This window comes from Kribbella sp. NPDC051718, from assembly GCF_040681515.1.
Classification (GTDB): domain Bacteria; phylum Actinomycetota; class Actinomycetes; order Propionibacteriales; family Kribbellaceae; genus Kribbella.
This window is the reverse complement of sequence record NZ_JBFAYZ010000002.1, coordinates 882,183-896,140: the sequence shown is the minus strand read 5'-3', so window position 1 is coordinate 896,140 and position 13,958 is coordinate 882,183. Positions and strand designations below refer to the sequence as shown.

The window sequence follows — 13,958 nt, the reverse complement described above, 5'->3', positions numbered from 1 at the left end:
ATAGTATCCCGGTACTATCATTGGATCATGGTCAGACTGCCGCTCACCCCCGGAGAGGTCGAACGCGGACAACGCCTCGGCGCTCTGCTGCGTCGCGCCCGGGGTGCGCGCTCGATCCTAGAGACTGCCCTCGACGCCCACGTCTCCCCCGAAACCCTCCGCAAAATCGAGACCGGCCGGGTGGCCACCCCCGCCTTCCCGACGATCGCCGCGATCGCCGACGTCCTGGGCCTCTCCCTCGACGCCGTCTGGGCCGAAATCAACCCACCCAAGCCCCACGCCGACCCAACCCCCACCCGCGAACGCATCGCCTCCTAGCCTGGCGCTTTTCGTCGGTACTGGAGTGGCCTGGGTAGAGCACCTGCGGCGGACGCTACTGCGCGAGCACCCCTGGGACGGCGCCCCCGAACGTTCGGCCTGATCGACCTGGCTGCGCGGCATGCGCTGGACAGCGGTTATCACGTGGTACCAGCCGGACGACTTTCTCGGCGTAGCGGACGAGAAAACCATTGGCGCCGCGAGCACCCTCGAAGAGACAGTGGACCGCATCGTCGCCGACCTCGACTGGCGTGCCGGCGGAAAGGTCGCCAAGCCGATCGAAGACTGAGGGGGACCTAGCCGTGGTGCAGCTCGAGTTGAGGGTGCGGGATCTTGTTGACGCGGATCTCGTGGACTGCGGCTTTGCCGGTAGTGCGCTGCATCTGGAGCAGGTTGCCAAGGAGCTCGAGCGGGCTCGGCGGGGTGAGGTCGACTACCTCGCGGTCTGCGCGAAGGCGGACCTGCCGCTCGCCATCGGAGGGGTCGACTACGTGCCCCATCCCGACGCGGGATCGCTCTGGCAGTTTGGCGTTCACCCGGCGCTGCAGTCTTGCGGGATCGGCACCGTTCTCATCGGCGCGGCCGAGCAGCGGATCAAGGACCGAGGGCTGGATCGGGCCGAGATCGGTGTCGAGCTGAGCAATCCGCGGGCCCGGAAACTGTACGAGCGCCTCGGCTATGTCGCGTACGACGAGCGGCTCGAGGCGTGGGATCAGCAGGCGCCGGACGGTTCGATCGTCCGGTACGAAACCCTCTGCACCCAACTGCGGAAGCAGCTGCGCTAAGGGCGAGGCAGGACGTATCGGAGCATCTTGCCGGACTCGCCGTACTCCGATGGGTCGGCCACGGCTTCGAAGTGGAAGCCGGCGCGTTCGGCGGTGGAGCGGGAGGCCGTGTTGAGTTCGTCGATGACGGCGACGGCCCGGGTGATCGGCCAAGTGGCGAAGGCCCAAGTGGTTACCAGCAGGATCGCCTCGGCGGCTACGCCCTGCCGGCGAGCGGCTGGGAAGACTACGTAAGACAGGTAGGCACTACCTTGGCCGCGATCCGCAATGTCGATGCCGCCGGCAAGTACATCGCCCATCCAGATTGCCCAATGCCGCTTGGGTCCTGAGGTCGCCCAGGCATTGCGCGACTCCTCGACGAGACGCACGACGTTCTCGCGCGGCGCCGGGCCGGGAGCCTCGAACCACCGCTGCTGTTCCTCGTCGTCCCCGGAGAGCCACGCGTCGACGTCGTCCATGGTGAGCACTCGCAGAGTCACCCGCTGGCCGGTCAGTACGGGCCACTTCACAGGAAGTCCCTCAAGGCAGCAGTGAAAGCAGTGCGGTCGTCCAGCCAGGGAAAGTGGCCGGCGGCTGGGTGTTCGATGAAGGTGGCGTCGGCAAACAGGGCGGCGAATGAGGCAACAGTTGCGGGCGGCGCCCCTAGGTCGTATTGGCCGGCGGTCAGAAGTACAGGCGCTGGGAAGGTTGCGAGAGCGGCGCGGGTGGAGTGCGGTGTGTACGCACCCTCGATCCCGTAGATGGCAGCCGCCGAATCGTTGCGCTGGGCATCTTCAGCAGCATGATGCGCCTGAGCAGCCGCATCCCAACGTCCGTAGGAGAAAGGCGCCAGCGCCGCCCAGTTCTCCGCCGCATGATCCCCAGCGCTGATCGCCTCCAACGCCCGGTACGCCGTATCGAACCACGCCTCACCCTCCCGCAATCGAGCCTGTGCAAGCCGCGTCTCGCTGCTGATCGTGAGGCCGACCGCATACACGCTGGGCGTGATCAGCACGAGCTTGCCGACCCGCGACGGATAGCGGGTCGCATACAGCACGGCCAAGTTCGCCCCGGCCGAGTGCGCCAGCAAATCCAGCTGCTCCAGCCCAAGCTCCCGACGCAACGCCTCGACGTCCTCAACCTGCCGATCACACCGGTACGTCGTCGTATCCGCCGGTACTTCGGAAGCCCCCGACCCCCGCAAATCCAGCATCACCAAAGTCCGGTGCTCCCCAAGCCCACCAAGCTCGCCGAGATACTCCGACGACTGCATAGGCCCACCCGGCAAGCAAACGACCGGCGCCCCGTCGCCGCTCACGTGATAGGCCAGCTTGGTCCCGTCAGGTGCAGCAAACGTAGGCATGCCACCGACCCTGTCAGCCGCCTCCGCGGCGGGCAACCGGATTACGCCGTACCCGATCAGGCAGCACCCCGTCCCTCATAGGTGTCCGCCGGGAAGGCGGCAGACACCACCCCGAAAGGTTCACTGGAACAGTGGTGGAACTCTCGGTAGACGAAGACCCGGCAGAGTCGCCCGTCTCGGTTGTCGTCGCGGACGGACACCCGGTGATCCGCGGCGGCCTGCGTGCGATGCTCAGCGCCCAGACGCGCTACCGGGTCCTGGGCGACGCCGACAACGCCCGCGACACCGTCCGGGCCGTGACAGTGCATCGCCCCGACGTCGTGGTCATCGACCTCGACCTGGGTGGCGTGGCCGCGATCGCCGAGATCCGTCGTTGCGGCGCGCGCGTCCTGGTCTTCACGATGGCCGACGAGGATGCCGCGATCATCTCCGCCCTGCAGGCCGGCGCCGGCGGCTACATCCGCAAGGACGCGTCCCCCGAGCAGATCGCCCGCGCGATCTGCGGAGTCGCGGCAGGCGACTTAGTACTCGGCCCGCCCTTCGCCGCCCGCCTCGCTGAGCTACTGCTACCCGTACCGACGGTACGAACCGAGCTCCCCGACCTGACCGCCCGCGAGCGGCAAACTCCAGGTCACCACCCGCGCCGAAGCCATCACCCTCGCCCGCGAAGCGGGCATCCGCAGAGTCGCGGCCGGCTGACCCGTCGTCAAAAGGTCAACGCGGTAAAGGGCTGAAGCGGAGCACCGAGGCGACGAATCCAAGGAAGCCTCGGTGCTCCGCGTGTTTCCCACGATGCCCCCATCCGCCTCACAACGCAAAACGCCTCCCGGGTGAGTCGTCGGCTGTCCGGGGTGGAACATCTCAGGGGTGGGCTGGGTTGGTGGGAGAGTGGGGGTAGGTATGGGTGACGAGACGGGAGCAATGGTGAGTATTCGGGTCGGGTACAAGGCGTCTGCCGAGCAGTTCGGGCCGCGGGATCTGGTGGAGTACGCGGTGCGGGCCGAGGAACTCGGGCTCGACAGTGTGACGGTTTCTGATCATTTCCTGCCGTGGCGGCATGAAGGCGGGCACGCTCCGTTCGCGCTGGCGTGGATGGCGGCGGTCGGTGAGCGGACGAATCGGGTGCTGATCGGCACCTCGGTGCTGACGCCGACCTTCCGGTACAACCCGGCCGTGATCGCGCAGGCGTTCGCGACGATGGGGCTGCTCTACCCGGGCCGGATCATGCTCGGCGTCGGTACCGGTGAGGCGCTGAACGAGATCGCCGTCTCCGGCCGCGAGTGGCCGGAGTTCAAGGAGCGGTTCGCGCGGCTGCGGGAGGCGGTCGAGCTGATCCGCAACCTGTGGACGCAGGACGAGGGCGTCAGCTCGGACGGACCGTTCTACAAGCTCGTCGACGCCGTGATCTACGACCGCCCGGAGACCCCGGTCAAGGTGTACGTCGCGGCCGGCGGCCCCGTCGTCGCCCGGTACGCCGGTCGTACCGCCGACGGCTTCATCGCCACCTCGGGCAAGGGTATGGACCTCTACACCGAGAAGCTCATCCCGGCCGTCATTGAGGGCGCGGAGAAGGGCGAGCGCTCCTTCGACGACGTGGACCGGATGCTCGAGGTGAAGATCTCGTACGACCGCGACCCCGCGCTCGCGCTGGAGAACACCCGGTTCTGGGCGCCGCTGTCGCTCACCCCGGAGCAGAAGCACAGCGTCCAGAGCGCGACCGAGATGGAACGCCTCGCCGACGAGCTGCCGATCGAGCAGGTCGCCCAGCGCTGGATCGTCGCTTCGGACCCCGAAGAGGTCGTCCGCCAACTCCAGCCGTACCTCGACGCCGGCTTCAACCACCTGGTGATGCACGGTCCCGGCCACGACCAGGAGCGCTTCCTCACCCAGTTCACGTCGGACGTCCTGCCCCTGCTCCGCAAGCTCTGACAACAGATGGATCGCTGGGCGGATACGCCGTACCGGGTAGGTATCTCCGGTTGGCGCTATCCGCCTTGGCGCAAGGTCTTCTACCCGGACGGCCTGCCGCAGCGGGCCGAGCTGGAGTACGCCTCCCGCCGACTCAACTCGATCGAACTCAACGGTTCCTTCTACTCGCTGCAACGGCCGACGTCGTACCAACGCTGGTACGACGAAACGCCGCCCGGGTTCGTCTTCTCGGTCAAGGGCCCGCGCTTCGTCACGCACCTGAAGAAGCTGGCCGACGTCGAGGCGCCGCTGGCCAACTTCTTCGCCTCGGGTGTGCTCGCGCTCGCCGACAAGCTCGGTCCGGTGCTGTGGCAGCTACCCCCGACGCTCGGCTACGAACGCGACCGGCTGGCGGCATTCTTCGAGTTGTTGCCTAGATCAACGAAAGCTGCCGCGAAAGTTGCCAAGGGCCACGATGAGCGGATGGAAGGCCGGAGCCTGTTGACGAGCGCGGTCGATCAGCCCCTCCGGCACGCGCTGGAGATCCGGCATCCGTCGTACGAGAACGAAGAGTTCCTCGAGTTGTTGCGCGAGTACGACATCGCCGTCGTCTGTGCGGACAGCGCGGGCAAGTGGCCGATGCTGGCCTCCACCACCGCCGACTTCGGTTATGTCCGGTTGCATGGCGCCGAGGAGCTCTATGTGAGCGGCTACGACGATAAAGCGCTCGACGCCTGGGCCGCGAAGATCCAGGCTTGGGAGCGAGACACCTACGTGTACTTCGACAACGACGTGAAGGTGCGGGCGCCGTTCGATGCCGAGGCGCTGGCTGGACGATTGGGGATCGGTTGACGGTCGAGGTTGTACGGGACGACGACCCGCGCTGCGCGGAGCTGGAGGCGGCGGGGTATCGGGTCGTCGGCGAGTCCTGGGCGGCTCGGCTGCGTGACCCCGACCCGGCGATCCTTCAGCAGGTCGTACTCCGAGCAGCCGACGTGACCGTCCGTGAGCTGGACCGGTCGTACGCCTCCGCGTGGCACGAGCTGGAGTCGGCGAACGAGAAGGACTACCCGTACACGCCGGCGACCCATCGGGTGGTTCAGCCGGTCGACGAGCTGGCTGAGCTGTGGTCGACCGGGCGAGTGTTCGGGGCCTTCGACGGGGAGCGGCTGGTCGGGGCTACCTACATCAGCCTCCAATGCGATCCGCCGAGGGGCGAGACCGGGTTCACCTCGGTGCTCGACGGGTATCGCGGGCGAGGGATCGGGCAGGCCGTGAAGGCGGCGTCGATTCTCGCGCTGTGGGCGGACGGCGTACGGGTGTTCGGGACCGGTGGTGCGGCGCTCAACGAGGCCAGCCTCGGCGCGAACCTCGCCCTCGGCTATGTCATCGAAGAACGCTGGCGAAGCTACGCCCCAGCACCTGCCACCGAGGCCGGGCTGGTCTAGGTCGGGATGCTTTTCGGCCACCACGGCGGGACGTTCGCGGGGCAGATGCCGGGGAGTGTGGCCGGCGTACCGGCCCAGGAGAAGAGGGCGAGGTCGGCGATCGCGATGGCGATCAGGGCGGCCAGTAGCGGCATCGTCCACTTGCCGCCTTTGCCGCGGCGCATGAAGCGGAAGACGATATTGAACAGCCCGATGTTGACCACGAGGGAGACCGGTATGCCGACGAAGAACAGCGTCGGCCCGTTGCCGACCGGGCCGGTCAGGTCGACATGGCAGACGTCCCAGGCCCGCCGGGTCAGCACGAGCAGCCCGAATCCGGCCGCCCCACCGATCACCACCGACAGGAACGTCTCGCCCTTACTACTTTTCGCCACGTCGTCACCCTAGAGCGTCTGCCGCGACAGTTCTCGCGAAACCCGGACCGGGGTGTCGCGTACGCTCCCGTCATGACGGCTAGGTCGACGGCCCGTACGCCGCAGTCCTACGCGCGCGGCGAGCTCGTCATCGTGCTCGATGCGGCTGACCTCGAGCGGGCGGCGGACTTCTGGAGTCAGGTGCTCGGGTACCGGAGAACGGGCTCGTCCGGGAAGTACCTGAGCCTGATCCCGGCCGACGGGGTCGGCTGTGAACTGCTGCTGCAGCGGGTCGACGACGTCAAGCGCGAGAAGAACCGGCTGCACCTCGATCTGCGGACAGCCGATCTCGAGGCGGAGGTCGCTCGCGTGGTCGCGCTCGGGGCGACGGTTCTGACTGGTGAGCCGATCGTCGAGGACGGCTGGCGATGGCACGTGCTCGGGGACCTCGATGGGAACGAGTTCTGCGTGTTGCAGGTGCCTACATCGTGATGGTGACGGGGCGGTTGGGGGGATTTAGGGGGTCGGCGGCCAGACGGGCGTGGCGTTCTACGTCGTAGCGGGTGCCGTCGTAGGTGAGGCGTTGGCGTTCCAGGCCTTCGTAGAGGAAGCCTGCGCTGGCAGCTACTCCGCAGGAGGCCGGGTTGTTGGTGCGGTGGCCGAGCTCCAGGCGGTACAGGCCGGCCTCGTGGTGGGCCCAGTCGACGAGGGCGCGGAGGGCGTCCCGGGCGATTCCCTGGCCGCGGACCTCGGCGATCGTCCAGTACCAGGTCCAGCCGACCTGATGACGGTCGATGTTGGTCACCGCGACGCAGCCCACGGGGTGGTCGTCCGCATCCGCAACGGCGTACACGTGCCCGTTGTCGAGGTCGGCCACCCGGCCGATCCAGTCGACGGCACTCGCGGTGTCGCGGATGCCTCCCTGGTTGGCCATGTCCGGCTCCCGATGGGCGTCGGTCAACCGCAACGCATCAGCCACCCGCCACCGTCGCAGATCCAGCTTCGACACTTCATAGCCCATCCATCGAGGCTACCGCCGCCGTCGGCCCCGCAAACGTTCGTACGGCGCGTACTCACAACCCTCTAACCGGTCACAGCCAGCCCGATCCCCGCCGCGTCGACCAGCGCGCATGAGGCTCACCCTAGGGTTGGGGTATGGGTTTTCTTGATTTCAGGGATCAGGTCGTGCTCGTCACCGGCGCCAGCAGCGGGATCGGGGCTGCCGCCGCGGTCGGGTTCGCGGAGGCCGGGGCGACGGTCGCGTTGCACTACCACTCGAACGAGGAGGGGGCGCGGCACACGGCCGCTGCGGTCAGTACCGCGGGCGGTGCTGCGACAGTGCACCAGGCGGACCTGGCTGCCACCGACTCGGCCGCCGCGCTGGTCGATGAGGTGCTGGCGAAGCACGGGCGGATCGACGTACTGGTCAACAACGCCGGGGACCTGGTCAAGCGGGCGCCGGTGGTGGACGTACCGGACGACGAGTTCCACCGGATCATGGACGTCAACCTGACCTCGGTCTTCGCGATGAGCCGCCGCGTCATCCCGGTACTCCGTGCGCAGGGCGGCGGCTCGATCGTCAACGTCACCTCCATCGCCGGCCGGCACGGCGGAGGCGGCGGCTCGGTCGTCTACGCGACCAGCAAGGGCGCCGTCAGCACCTTCACCCGCGGCCTCGCCAAGGAACTCGGGCCGGACGGCATCCGGGTCAACGCGATCTCACCCGGCGTCATCCGCACGCCGTTCCACGATCGCCACACCGGCGAAGAGCAGATGAAAGCCATGCTCACCACCATCCCGATGGGCCGCACCGGCACCCCGCACGAATGCGTCGGCACCATCCTCTACCTGGCCTCCGACCGCATGTCCGGCTACGTCACCGGCCAGATCATCGAGGTCAACGGCGGCCAGCTGATGCCGTAGTCAGCGCACGGAGTGGCGGCGGAGGACTTCGGTGTCTCGCCGGTCGGGCCGGAAGAGGGTGTTGTGGTCGAAGGTGACGCCCGTCGAGCGGTAGCCGAGTTCGTCCAGGGCCCTGTGCAGGCGGCGTCTGAGATCAGGGTTCTTGTCTTCGACCAGTACTGCGCGCGGCTGGAACCGTACGAGCGTCCTGGTCGCCCCGGCCAGCGCAGCAGCCTCGGAGCCCTCGACGTCCAGCTTGACCACGTCCACCCGGTCCAGCGCCTGCTCGCGGGCCCAGTCGTCCAGCCGGATCACCGGTACGTCCTGCACAACCTCGCCATCCGCCTGCAGCGACCGCACGCCGGAGTCGGCCGGGTCATACCGGGAGTCCGCGTGCAGTGCCGCCTTGTACTTCCGTTCGCCGAGCGCCACGGGCACCAGCGTGATGAGATCGGCCAGCCCGTTGAGCTCCGCCGCCGCCCGTAGCTTGTCCATGGAGTCCGCGGCGGGCTCGAAGGCGATCACCTTGCCGCCGCCGAGCTCACGCAGTTGCCTGGCCGCACCGAGACTGTGCAGCCCGATGTTCGCCCCGATGTCGAGTACGACGTCGTCCGGCTTCAGTTCGGCTCGCAGGAAGCGCGTCACGGCGGGCTCGTAGCGGCCGGCGTAGTACAGGACCGCCTGCAGGTTGTCCCGCAGGTCGAGTCGCCAGCGCAGACCTTGCCGGCGTACTGCGATGTCCGTCGCCGCCCACTCGGGCGCGATCTTCACGAGCCGCGGATTCTGGTCGGCGACCCGCGGCGAGATGCGATTGGCGATCCGGGTGACGCCCGCCTCGGTCAGGCCTTCGGCGGACCCCATCACCCGAGCGAGCCGCCGTGCCGCATCGACGCCGAGCGACCGCCCGGCGGCGTGGGGAACCTCCCACGCCACCCGGCGGACCACGCCATCGCGATACTCCATCCCTCATCGTTACCCGTTAGCGGGCAAAAATACGCACTTATCCGGGTAAGGATCAGTTCAAGATCCGTAGCGTGGCCTGAGGTTGCTCAGCGCGACAATCGACGGAACCGGATTGCTGACAGCGGCAAGAAGATCGCCGTCAGCAACAACGGACCGATGATCGCCGCCTCCAGAGCGTGATCCCCGATCCAGGACGCCGCCGACGGATCGGGATTGCCGAACAGCGATCTGGCCGCGGTCGCCGTCGCCGAGAGCGGGTTCCACTGGGCGATCGTGCCGAGCCAGCCGGGCATCGTCGAGGTGGCGACGAACGCGCTGGACAGGAATCCGATCGGCCAGACGATGATCTGTACCGCCATGATGCTCTGCGCGTTCTTCACCATCAGCCCGATGAAGATCCCGATCCAGAGCAACGCGAACCGCAGCAGAAGCAGCAGCCCGAATGCCGCCACCGCCTCGACCACGCTGCCGTGCCACCGCCAGCCGAGCGCGAGTCCGGCGCCGCTCAGGACGACCAACGTGACGGCCGAGTCGAGCAGATCCGCGATGCACCGGCCGAGGACGACCGCGGCCGAACTCATCGGCAGGGAGCGGAACCGATCGGTGATCCCCTTGTCGACGTCGGTAGTGACCGCCGTCATCGTCGACTCGAGCCCGAACAACATCGCCAGCGCGAAGATGCCGGGCACCAGCAACTCGTAGTACGAATCTCCGGACGGCATCTCGATCGCGCCGCCGAGCAGCGCGCCGAACATCAGCATCATCAGCACCGGGAAGAGCCAGCCGAAGATCACCGGCACCGGCTGCATCCGCCAATGCAGCAAGGCGCGGCGCGCGATCGTCCAGCCGTCCGCCAGGGCCCAGCCCAATCGCGCCGTCATGCCGGCACCCCCGCTCCGGTCAGGTGCAGGAAGACCTCGTCGAGAGTCGGTCTGCGCAAGGTGATGTCCGCTGGTTCGATCTTTGCCTCCTGCAACATTGTGGCGACCTCGACGAGGGCCCTCGTCCGGTCCTTGACCGGGATACTCACCTTCAGATCGTCGACCTGGATGTCGCCGTCGGCCAGCCGCTCGGTCAGCTGCAGGATCAGCGGTACCTGATCTGTTGCTGTGAGCACCAAGTCGAGCCAGTCCGCGCCCAGTTGCGCCTTCAGCGCATCCGGCGTCCCCTCGGCGACGACCTTGCCCGCCTTGAGCATCGAGATCCGGTCGGCCAGTTGATCGGCCTCGTCCAGGTACTGCGTGGTCAGCAGCACTGTCGTTCCTTGCCTGACCAGCTCCCGCACCGCCGACCACACCTCGGCCCGCCCGGCCGGGTCGAGCCCGGTCGTCGGCTCGTCGACGAACAACACCTTCGGCGCGACGATGAGGCTCGCGGCCAGGTCGAGCCGCCGGCGCATCCCGCCTGAGTACTTCGAAGCCGGCAAGTCGGCCGACTCGGCCAGCCCGAACCGCTCGAGCAATTCGTCGGCCCGGCTACTTGCTTTGGTGCGGCCGAGATGGTTGAGCCGGCCGAACATCACCAGGTTCTGCTTCCCGGTGAGGACTTCGTCGACAGCGGCGTACTGGCCGACCAGGCCGATCGTCCGCCTGACCTCCGCGCCTTGCCGGCTCACGTCGTACCCGGCGATCCGCGCCTCACCGGAATCCATCCTGAGCAACGTGGCCAGGATCCGCACCGCCGTCGTCTTGCCCGCTCCGTTCGGCCCCAGCAAGCCGGTCACCGTGCCGGCGCTCACCTCCAGGTCGAACCCGTTCAGCCCCGCCCCCTCCGTGCCTCCGGCGTAGTTCTTGCGTACGTCGAACGCCTCGATCATGCGCTCAGTCGTCACGTGCCACCTCTCGTCCGGTCTGCGAACCGTAGACTGTACCGTACAGCGTACGGCTCAGGTACGATCGGGTCAACGACGACCGGCTGGAGTTTGTTCCTCGTGACTGGAAAAAAGATCGCGCCCCCCGACCCCGCGCGCAGTTTGGCGCTGCTCTGGGGCAGTCACACGAAGCCGGGCCGATCCGGGCTGACCGTGCGCGCGATCATCGACGCGGCGATCGAACTGGCCGACGCCCGCGGCCTGGACGCCGTGTCGATGCGGCTCGTCGCCGAGCAGTTGAAGGTCGGCACGATGTCGCTCTACACGCACGTACCGGGCAAGGGCGAGCTGACCGACCTGATGTTCGACACCGTCTACGCCGACCTGTACTTGGATGTCGACGAGCCGAGTCGGCAGCCGGGCGGGTGGCGGGGCGCGCTCGAGTTCATCGCCCGCCGCAACTGGGACGTACTGACTAGCCATCCCTGGCTCCACGACATCCCCGCCGGCCGGATGGCCCTCGGGCCGAACATCACCCTCAAATACGAAGCCGAACTCCGCCCCCTGGACAACCTCGGCCTAACAGACGTCGAGATGGACTCGACCCTCGCCCTCGTCCTCACCCACGTACTGGGCACTGCACGGGCCGGCGCCGAGCAAATCCGCACCCAACAAGAATCCGGCCTCTCCGACCAGGAGTGGTGGCTCAACACCGCCCCAGTCCTAGAGCGCTACATGGCCTCCCTAGCCGACCGCTTCCCAACCGCTGGCCGGGTAGGCACCTCAGCCGGCGAGCAATACCAAGCCACCGTCGACCCAGCCCACGCCCTAACCTTCGGCCTAACCAGAATCCTCGACGGCACAGCCCTCCTAATCGCCGAACGCCAGTAACTCCCACGCTGCCTCCGACGCGCGCCCCTACGTCGCCCGCACGTTCGGCCGCTCCCACCCGTGTTTTTTACGCTCCTGCGTCGCGCGATGCGACCACGATGGTGGCTAGCCGAGTTTGGTAGGCAGGATGTGGATGGGCCGGGTGATGACCTGGCCGGCCCGATCTAGTTGCCTAAGGCATCTTGGTGGTCCTCACACGGTTGCTCAATCTCCGCGTAGTCCGATCGCCGTCCGGGCGTCCTTCCCGTTTAGCCGGTCTGGCCGTCGATCGACTGTCTGATCAAGTCGGCGTGGCCGTTGTGGCGGGCGTACTCCTCGATCATGTGGACCAGGATCCACCGCAAGGTGAAGGTCTCGCCGGTTTTCGGGCTCTTGAGTGCCGACTCCACGTCGAGGCCACCGCGACTGAGCGCTTCGTCGACGACTGCGTCCGAACGGCAGACGGCCTCGTCGAACAGGGTCCGCAACTCCTCCGGGGTATCGTCGCGAGCCGATTCGAATTCCCAGTCGTCCTCGGTAACAGCCCAGTCGATACCGTCAAATGGCGGCGCGAACCCCGCGTTGCGGAACCAGTGATCGAACCATTGGGACTCAACGAGCGCCAGATGCTTCATCAAGCCGCCCAGCGTCATGTCGGTCGGCGGGCATTGCTGCGCCAACTGCTCCTGGGTCAGGCCGGAGCACTTCCACCGGAGCGTGTCGCGCTGGTACGCCAGCACCCCACGCAATACCGCGACTTCGCTGCCGTGCAGTGGTGCTTCGGTTCGCGCGTCGACGTCAAATTCCTGTGCTCCGCTCACAGCTGCGCATCGTACGGGCGACTACAGCTCATCGGCAGATCCGTGCCTTCGCTCGCGGTGCTGTTGGCCGGCAAACTCGTCCCGTCGTACGGCGTGATGCATCGGGGCGTCTCGCCAGTAGTTGTGCTGCACGACCTGGTCTGGGTCGTCGATCATCTCGGTGCCCATGAATATGTCGTTGTCGCCGAAGTTCATCCGGAGCAGGATTTTTGAGTCGAATAGCCAATAGTCAGGGTCGGGTAGGCCGGCATCATCGGCGAGGGTGCGGGGCAAGTATCGGATGTCTTCACCGGCCTCGTTGTTGAACTGCGCGCAGTACACGCCGAGACGGCTGTAGTCGGTCAGCGGTACGGTCACGACTCGGACCCTGGAGATGCGTCGGCCTTTGGTCGTTGCCCCGCTGACCAGGTCGAACCAGTTCTCCAGCCAGGCGAGGTCGACCGGCTCGCCCGCGAGATACTGCCTCAGGGGTTCGGCTTCGGCCGGCTCGGCATACCGATCACGTACTTCTAGCCGAAACGCCGTGTGCTCGAAGGAGTTGAGCATCTCCCAGAGCGTCGGGCCGGCCTGCGCGGTCAGCTGTTCTCCTTCAGATCCAGATAGCGGGGCGCGTACATCTTCAGCACGTCCTCCGGAATCTCGATGAGGGTCGGTCGCGAACAGCGTAGGTGAGGGCGTGGGTCGTAGGTACTACGACCAAGGTCCGATGGCTGTTGCCCGTGGTGGCGGGTGAGCATCGGAGTATGAAAACTGATGAGCAGAACGAAGGCATGGGACAGCAGCCGATTGTGGTTCGGCGGAAGTCGCGGCGGTACTTCGCTTGGGCCGGCAGCGGTGCGATTGCCGTGGTTGCCGTGACGGGTGTGGTGGCCGGCGGGACGCTTGCCTGGTCGGCTGTGACGACCGGTGATGACAAGGGTGGCGACCACCGCACTCCTAGCACGCAGACCACGCAGGTCGGGGATGACAAGGGTGGGCTCCGTACGCCGAGCACTCGCGCAACTGTCGAGCCGGGCGACGACAAGGGCGGCCTGCGCCCGACGACTGCTCGCACCACGGCTGAGCCCGGGGATGACAAGGGCGGTTTGCGCACCCCGACCACCCGCAGGACAGCGGAGGCCGGCGACGACAAGGGCGGCTTGCGTCGGCACGTCGAGCCAGGGGATGACAAGGGTGGTCTACGCCGTCACGTCGAGCCGGGTGATGACAAAGGCGGGCTGCGTCGGCACGCGGAACCCGGTGATGGCAGGGGCGGCGACAGCGGCTCTGGGTCGTCGGGCTCCGGCAAGTCGGGTTCAGGGCATTCAGGCTCGGGGTCGTCTGGCTCAGGTTCGTCCGGTTCGGGCTCCGGCCACTCGGGTTCCGGCTCGGGTAAGTCGTCGGACGATGGGTCCGGCCACCACTAGTGGGGGTGGGATGTGCGGAAGGACAGGAAGTA

20 protein-coding genes are annotated in these 13,958 nt (G+C 67.2%); 11 read left to right on the top strand and 9 right to left on the bottom strand.

The genetic code is table 11. The features are described from left to right. Positions 1-27 precede the first annotated feature (27 nt). The 3 genes from AB0M15_RS10875 to AB0M15_RS10865 all read left to right on the top strand — a co-directional run bounded on the left by AB0M15_RS10875 (position 28) and on the right by AB0M15_RS10865 (position 1,103). Positions 28-318 (top strand): helix-turn-helix transcriptional regulator, encoded by a 291-nt coding sequence (locus AB0M15_RS10875; RefSeq protein WP_363816241.1) that lies wholly within the window; start codon positions 28-30, stop codon positions 316-318. A 121-nt stretch (positions 319-439) separates the two neighbouring features. Then, positions 440-607, top strand: coding sequence for a hypothetical protein (locus tag AB0M15_RS10870; RefSeq protein ID WP_363816239.1), 168 nt, complete (start codon positions 440-442; stop codon positions 605-607). Positions 608-620: 13 nt separating this feature from the next. Then, positions 621-1,103, top strand: coding sequence for a GNAT family N-acetyltransferase (locus AB0M15_RS10865; protein WP_363816237.1), 483 nt, complete (start codon positions 621-623; stop codon positions 1,101-1,103). Here the strand turns inward: AB0M15_RS10865 and AB0M15_RS10860 are convergent. Together AB0M15_RS10860 and AB0M15_RS10855 are read right to left on the bottom strand one after the other, a co-directional pair. Then, positions 1,100-1,612: a GNAT family protein gene (locus AB0M15_RS10860; protein ID WP_363816234.1), complete on the bottom strand. Its 513-nt coding sequence runs from the start codon at positions 1,610-1,612 to the stop codon at positions 1,100-1,102. The two genes, AB0M15_RS10865 and AB0M15_RS10860, sit on opposite strands and share 4 nt — an antisense overlap. Beyond that, on the bottom strand, positions 1,609-2,445 hold the full coding sequence (locus AB0M15_RS10855; protein WP_363816232.1) for an alpha/beta hydrolase: 837 nt from the start codon (positions 2,443-2,445) through the stop codon (positions 1,609-1,611). The genes AB0M15_RS10860 and AB0M15_RS10855 overlap by 4 nt, the downstream gene beginning before the upstream one ends. A gap of 134 nt (positions 2,446-2,579) precedes the next feature. On the opposite strand from AB0M15_RS10855, the gene AB0M15_RS10850 reads away from it, so the two are divergent. The 4 genes from AB0M15_RS10850 (at position 2,580) to AB0M15_RS10835 (ending at position 5,801) form a co-directional block, all read left to right on the top strand. Beyond that, positions 2,580-3,179 carry a response regulator transcription factor gene (locus tag AB0M15_RS10850; RefSeq protein ID WP_363816230.1) on the top strand — a complete coding sequence of 200 codons (600 nt, stop codon included), beginning with the start codon at positions 2,580-2,582 and terminating at the stop codon, positions 3,177-3,179. Between the two features lie 190 nt (positions 3,180-3,369). Next, positions 3,370-4,374 (top strand): glucose-6-phosphate dehydrogenase (coenzyme-F420), encoded by a 1,005-nt coding sequence (gene fgd / locus AB0M15_RS10845; RefSeq protein ID WP_363816595.1) that lies wholly within the window; start codon positions 3,370-3,372, stop codon positions 4,372-4,374. A 6-nt stretch (positions 4,375-4,380) separates the two neighbouring features. Next, entirely contained in the window at positions 4,381-5,205 is an 825-nt protein-coding gene (locus tag AB0M15_RS10840) for a DUF72 domain-containing protein (RefSeq protein ID WP_363816228.1), read from the top strand. After that, positions 5,202-5,801, top strand: a complete 600-nt coding sequence (locus tag AB0M15_RS10835; RefSeq protein ID WP_363816226.1) for a GNAT family N-acetyltransferase — start codon at positions 5,202-5,204, stop codon at positions 5,799-5,801. The genes AB0M15_RS10840 and AB0M15_RS10835 overlap by 4 nt, the downstream gene beginning before the upstream one ends. On the opposite strand, the gene AB0M15_RS10830 is transcribed toward AB0M15_RS10835, so the two are convergent. Next, complete coding sequence (locus tag AB0M15_RS10830) at positions 5,798-6,175, bottom strand: hypothetical protein (protein WP_363816223.1); 378 nt, start codon at positions 6,173-6,175, stop codon at positions 5,798-5,800. The two genes, AB0M15_RS10835 and AB0M15_RS10830, sit on opposite strands and share 4 nt — an antisense overlap. Before the next feature lie 72 nt (positions 6,176-6,247). On the opposite strand from AB0M15_RS10830, the gene AB0M15_RS10825 reads away from it, so the two are divergent. Further along, complete coding sequence (locus tag AB0M15_RS10825; RefSeq protein WP_363816220.1) at positions 6,248-6,646, top strand: VOC family protein; 399 nt, start codon at positions 6,248-6,250, stop codon at positions 6,644-6,646. On the opposite strand, the gene AB0M15_RS10820 is transcribed toward AB0M15_RS10825, so the two are convergent. Then, the gene (locus AB0M15_RS10820) at positions 6,636-7,175 is read right to left on the bottom strand and encodes a GNAT family protein (RefSeq protein WP_363816218.1); all 540 of its coding nucleotides are present in this window, start codon (positions 7,173-7,175) and stop codon (positions 6,636-6,638) included. The two genes, AB0M15_RS10825 and AB0M15_RS10820, sit on opposite strands and share 11 nt — an antisense overlap. 134 nt (positions 7,176-7,309) lie before the next feature. Between AB0M15_RS10820 and AB0M15_RS10815 the strand changes: the two genes are divergently transcribed. Next, the gene (locus tag AB0M15_RS10815; protein ID WP_363816216.1) at positions 7,310-8,077 is read left to right on the top strand and encodes an SDR family oxidoreductase; all 768 of its coding nucleotides are present in this window, start codon (positions 7,310-7,312) and stop codon (positions 8,075-8,077) included. Here the strand turns inward: AB0M15_RS10815 and AB0M15_RS10810 are convergent, their stop codons facing one another. The 3 genes from AB0M15_RS10810 to AB0M15_RS10800 form a co-directional block, all read right to left on the bottom strand. Next, positions 8,078-9,019 carry an FkbM family methyltransferase gene (locus tag AB0M15_RS10810; protein WP_363816214.1) on the bottom strand — a complete coding sequence of 314 codons (942 nt, stop codon included), beginning with the start codon at positions 9,017-9,019 and terminating at the stop codon, positions 8,078-8,080. A gap of 86 nt (positions 9,020-9,105) precedes the next feature. Next, positions 9,106-9,900, bottom strand: coding sequence for an ABC transporter permease (locus tag AB0M15_RS10805; RefSeq protein WP_363816211.1), 795 nt, complete (start codon positions 9,898-9,900; stop codon positions 9,106-9,108). Beyond that, positions 9,897-10,850 (bottom strand): ATP-binding cassette domain-containing protein, encoded by a 954-nt coding sequence (locus AB0M15_RS10800; protein ID WP_363816209.1) that lies wholly within the window; start codon positions 10,848-10,850, stop codon positions 9,897-9,899. The genes AB0M15_RS10805 and AB0M15_RS10800 overlap by 4 nt, the downstream gene beginning before the upstream one ends. A 99-nt stretch (positions 10,851-10,949) precedes the next feature. On the opposite strand from AB0M15_RS10800, the gene AB0M15_RS10795 reads away from it, so the two are divergent. Further along, the gene (locus AB0M15_RS10795; RefSeq protein ID WP_363816206.1) at positions 10,950-11,720 is read left to right on the top strand and encodes a TetR/AcrR family transcriptional regulator; all 771 of its coding nucleotides are present in this window, start codon (positions 10,950-10,952) and stop codon (positions 11,718-11,720) included. 248 nt (positions 11,721-11,968) lie between these two features. Here AB0M15_RS10795 and AB0M15_RS10790 read toward each other — a convergent pair whose 3' ends face one another. Continuing rightward, positions 11,969-12,520, bottom strand: a complete 552-nt coding sequence (locus tag AB0M15_RS10790; RefSeq protein WP_363816204.1) for a DinB family protein — start codon at positions 12,518-12,520, stop codon at positions 11,969-11,971. 21 nt (positions 12,521-12,541) lie between these two features. After that, positions 12,542-13,066 carry a DUF6879 family protein gene (locus AB0M15_RS10785; protein WP_363816202.1) on the bottom strand — a complete coding sequence of 175 codons (525 nt, stop codon included), beginning with the start codon at positions 13,064-13,066 and terminating at the stop codon, positions 12,542-12,544. Positions 13,067-13,263: 197 nt separating this feature from the next. Between AB0M15_RS10785 and AB0M15_RS10780 the strand changes: the two genes are divergently transcribed. Then, positions 13,264-13,926 (top strand): hypothetical protein, encoded by a 663-nt coding sequence (locus AB0M15_RS10780; protein ID WP_363816200.1) that lies wholly within the window; start codon positions 13,264-13,266, stop codon positions 13,924-13,926. Positions 13,927-13,958: the final 32 nt, after the last annotated feature.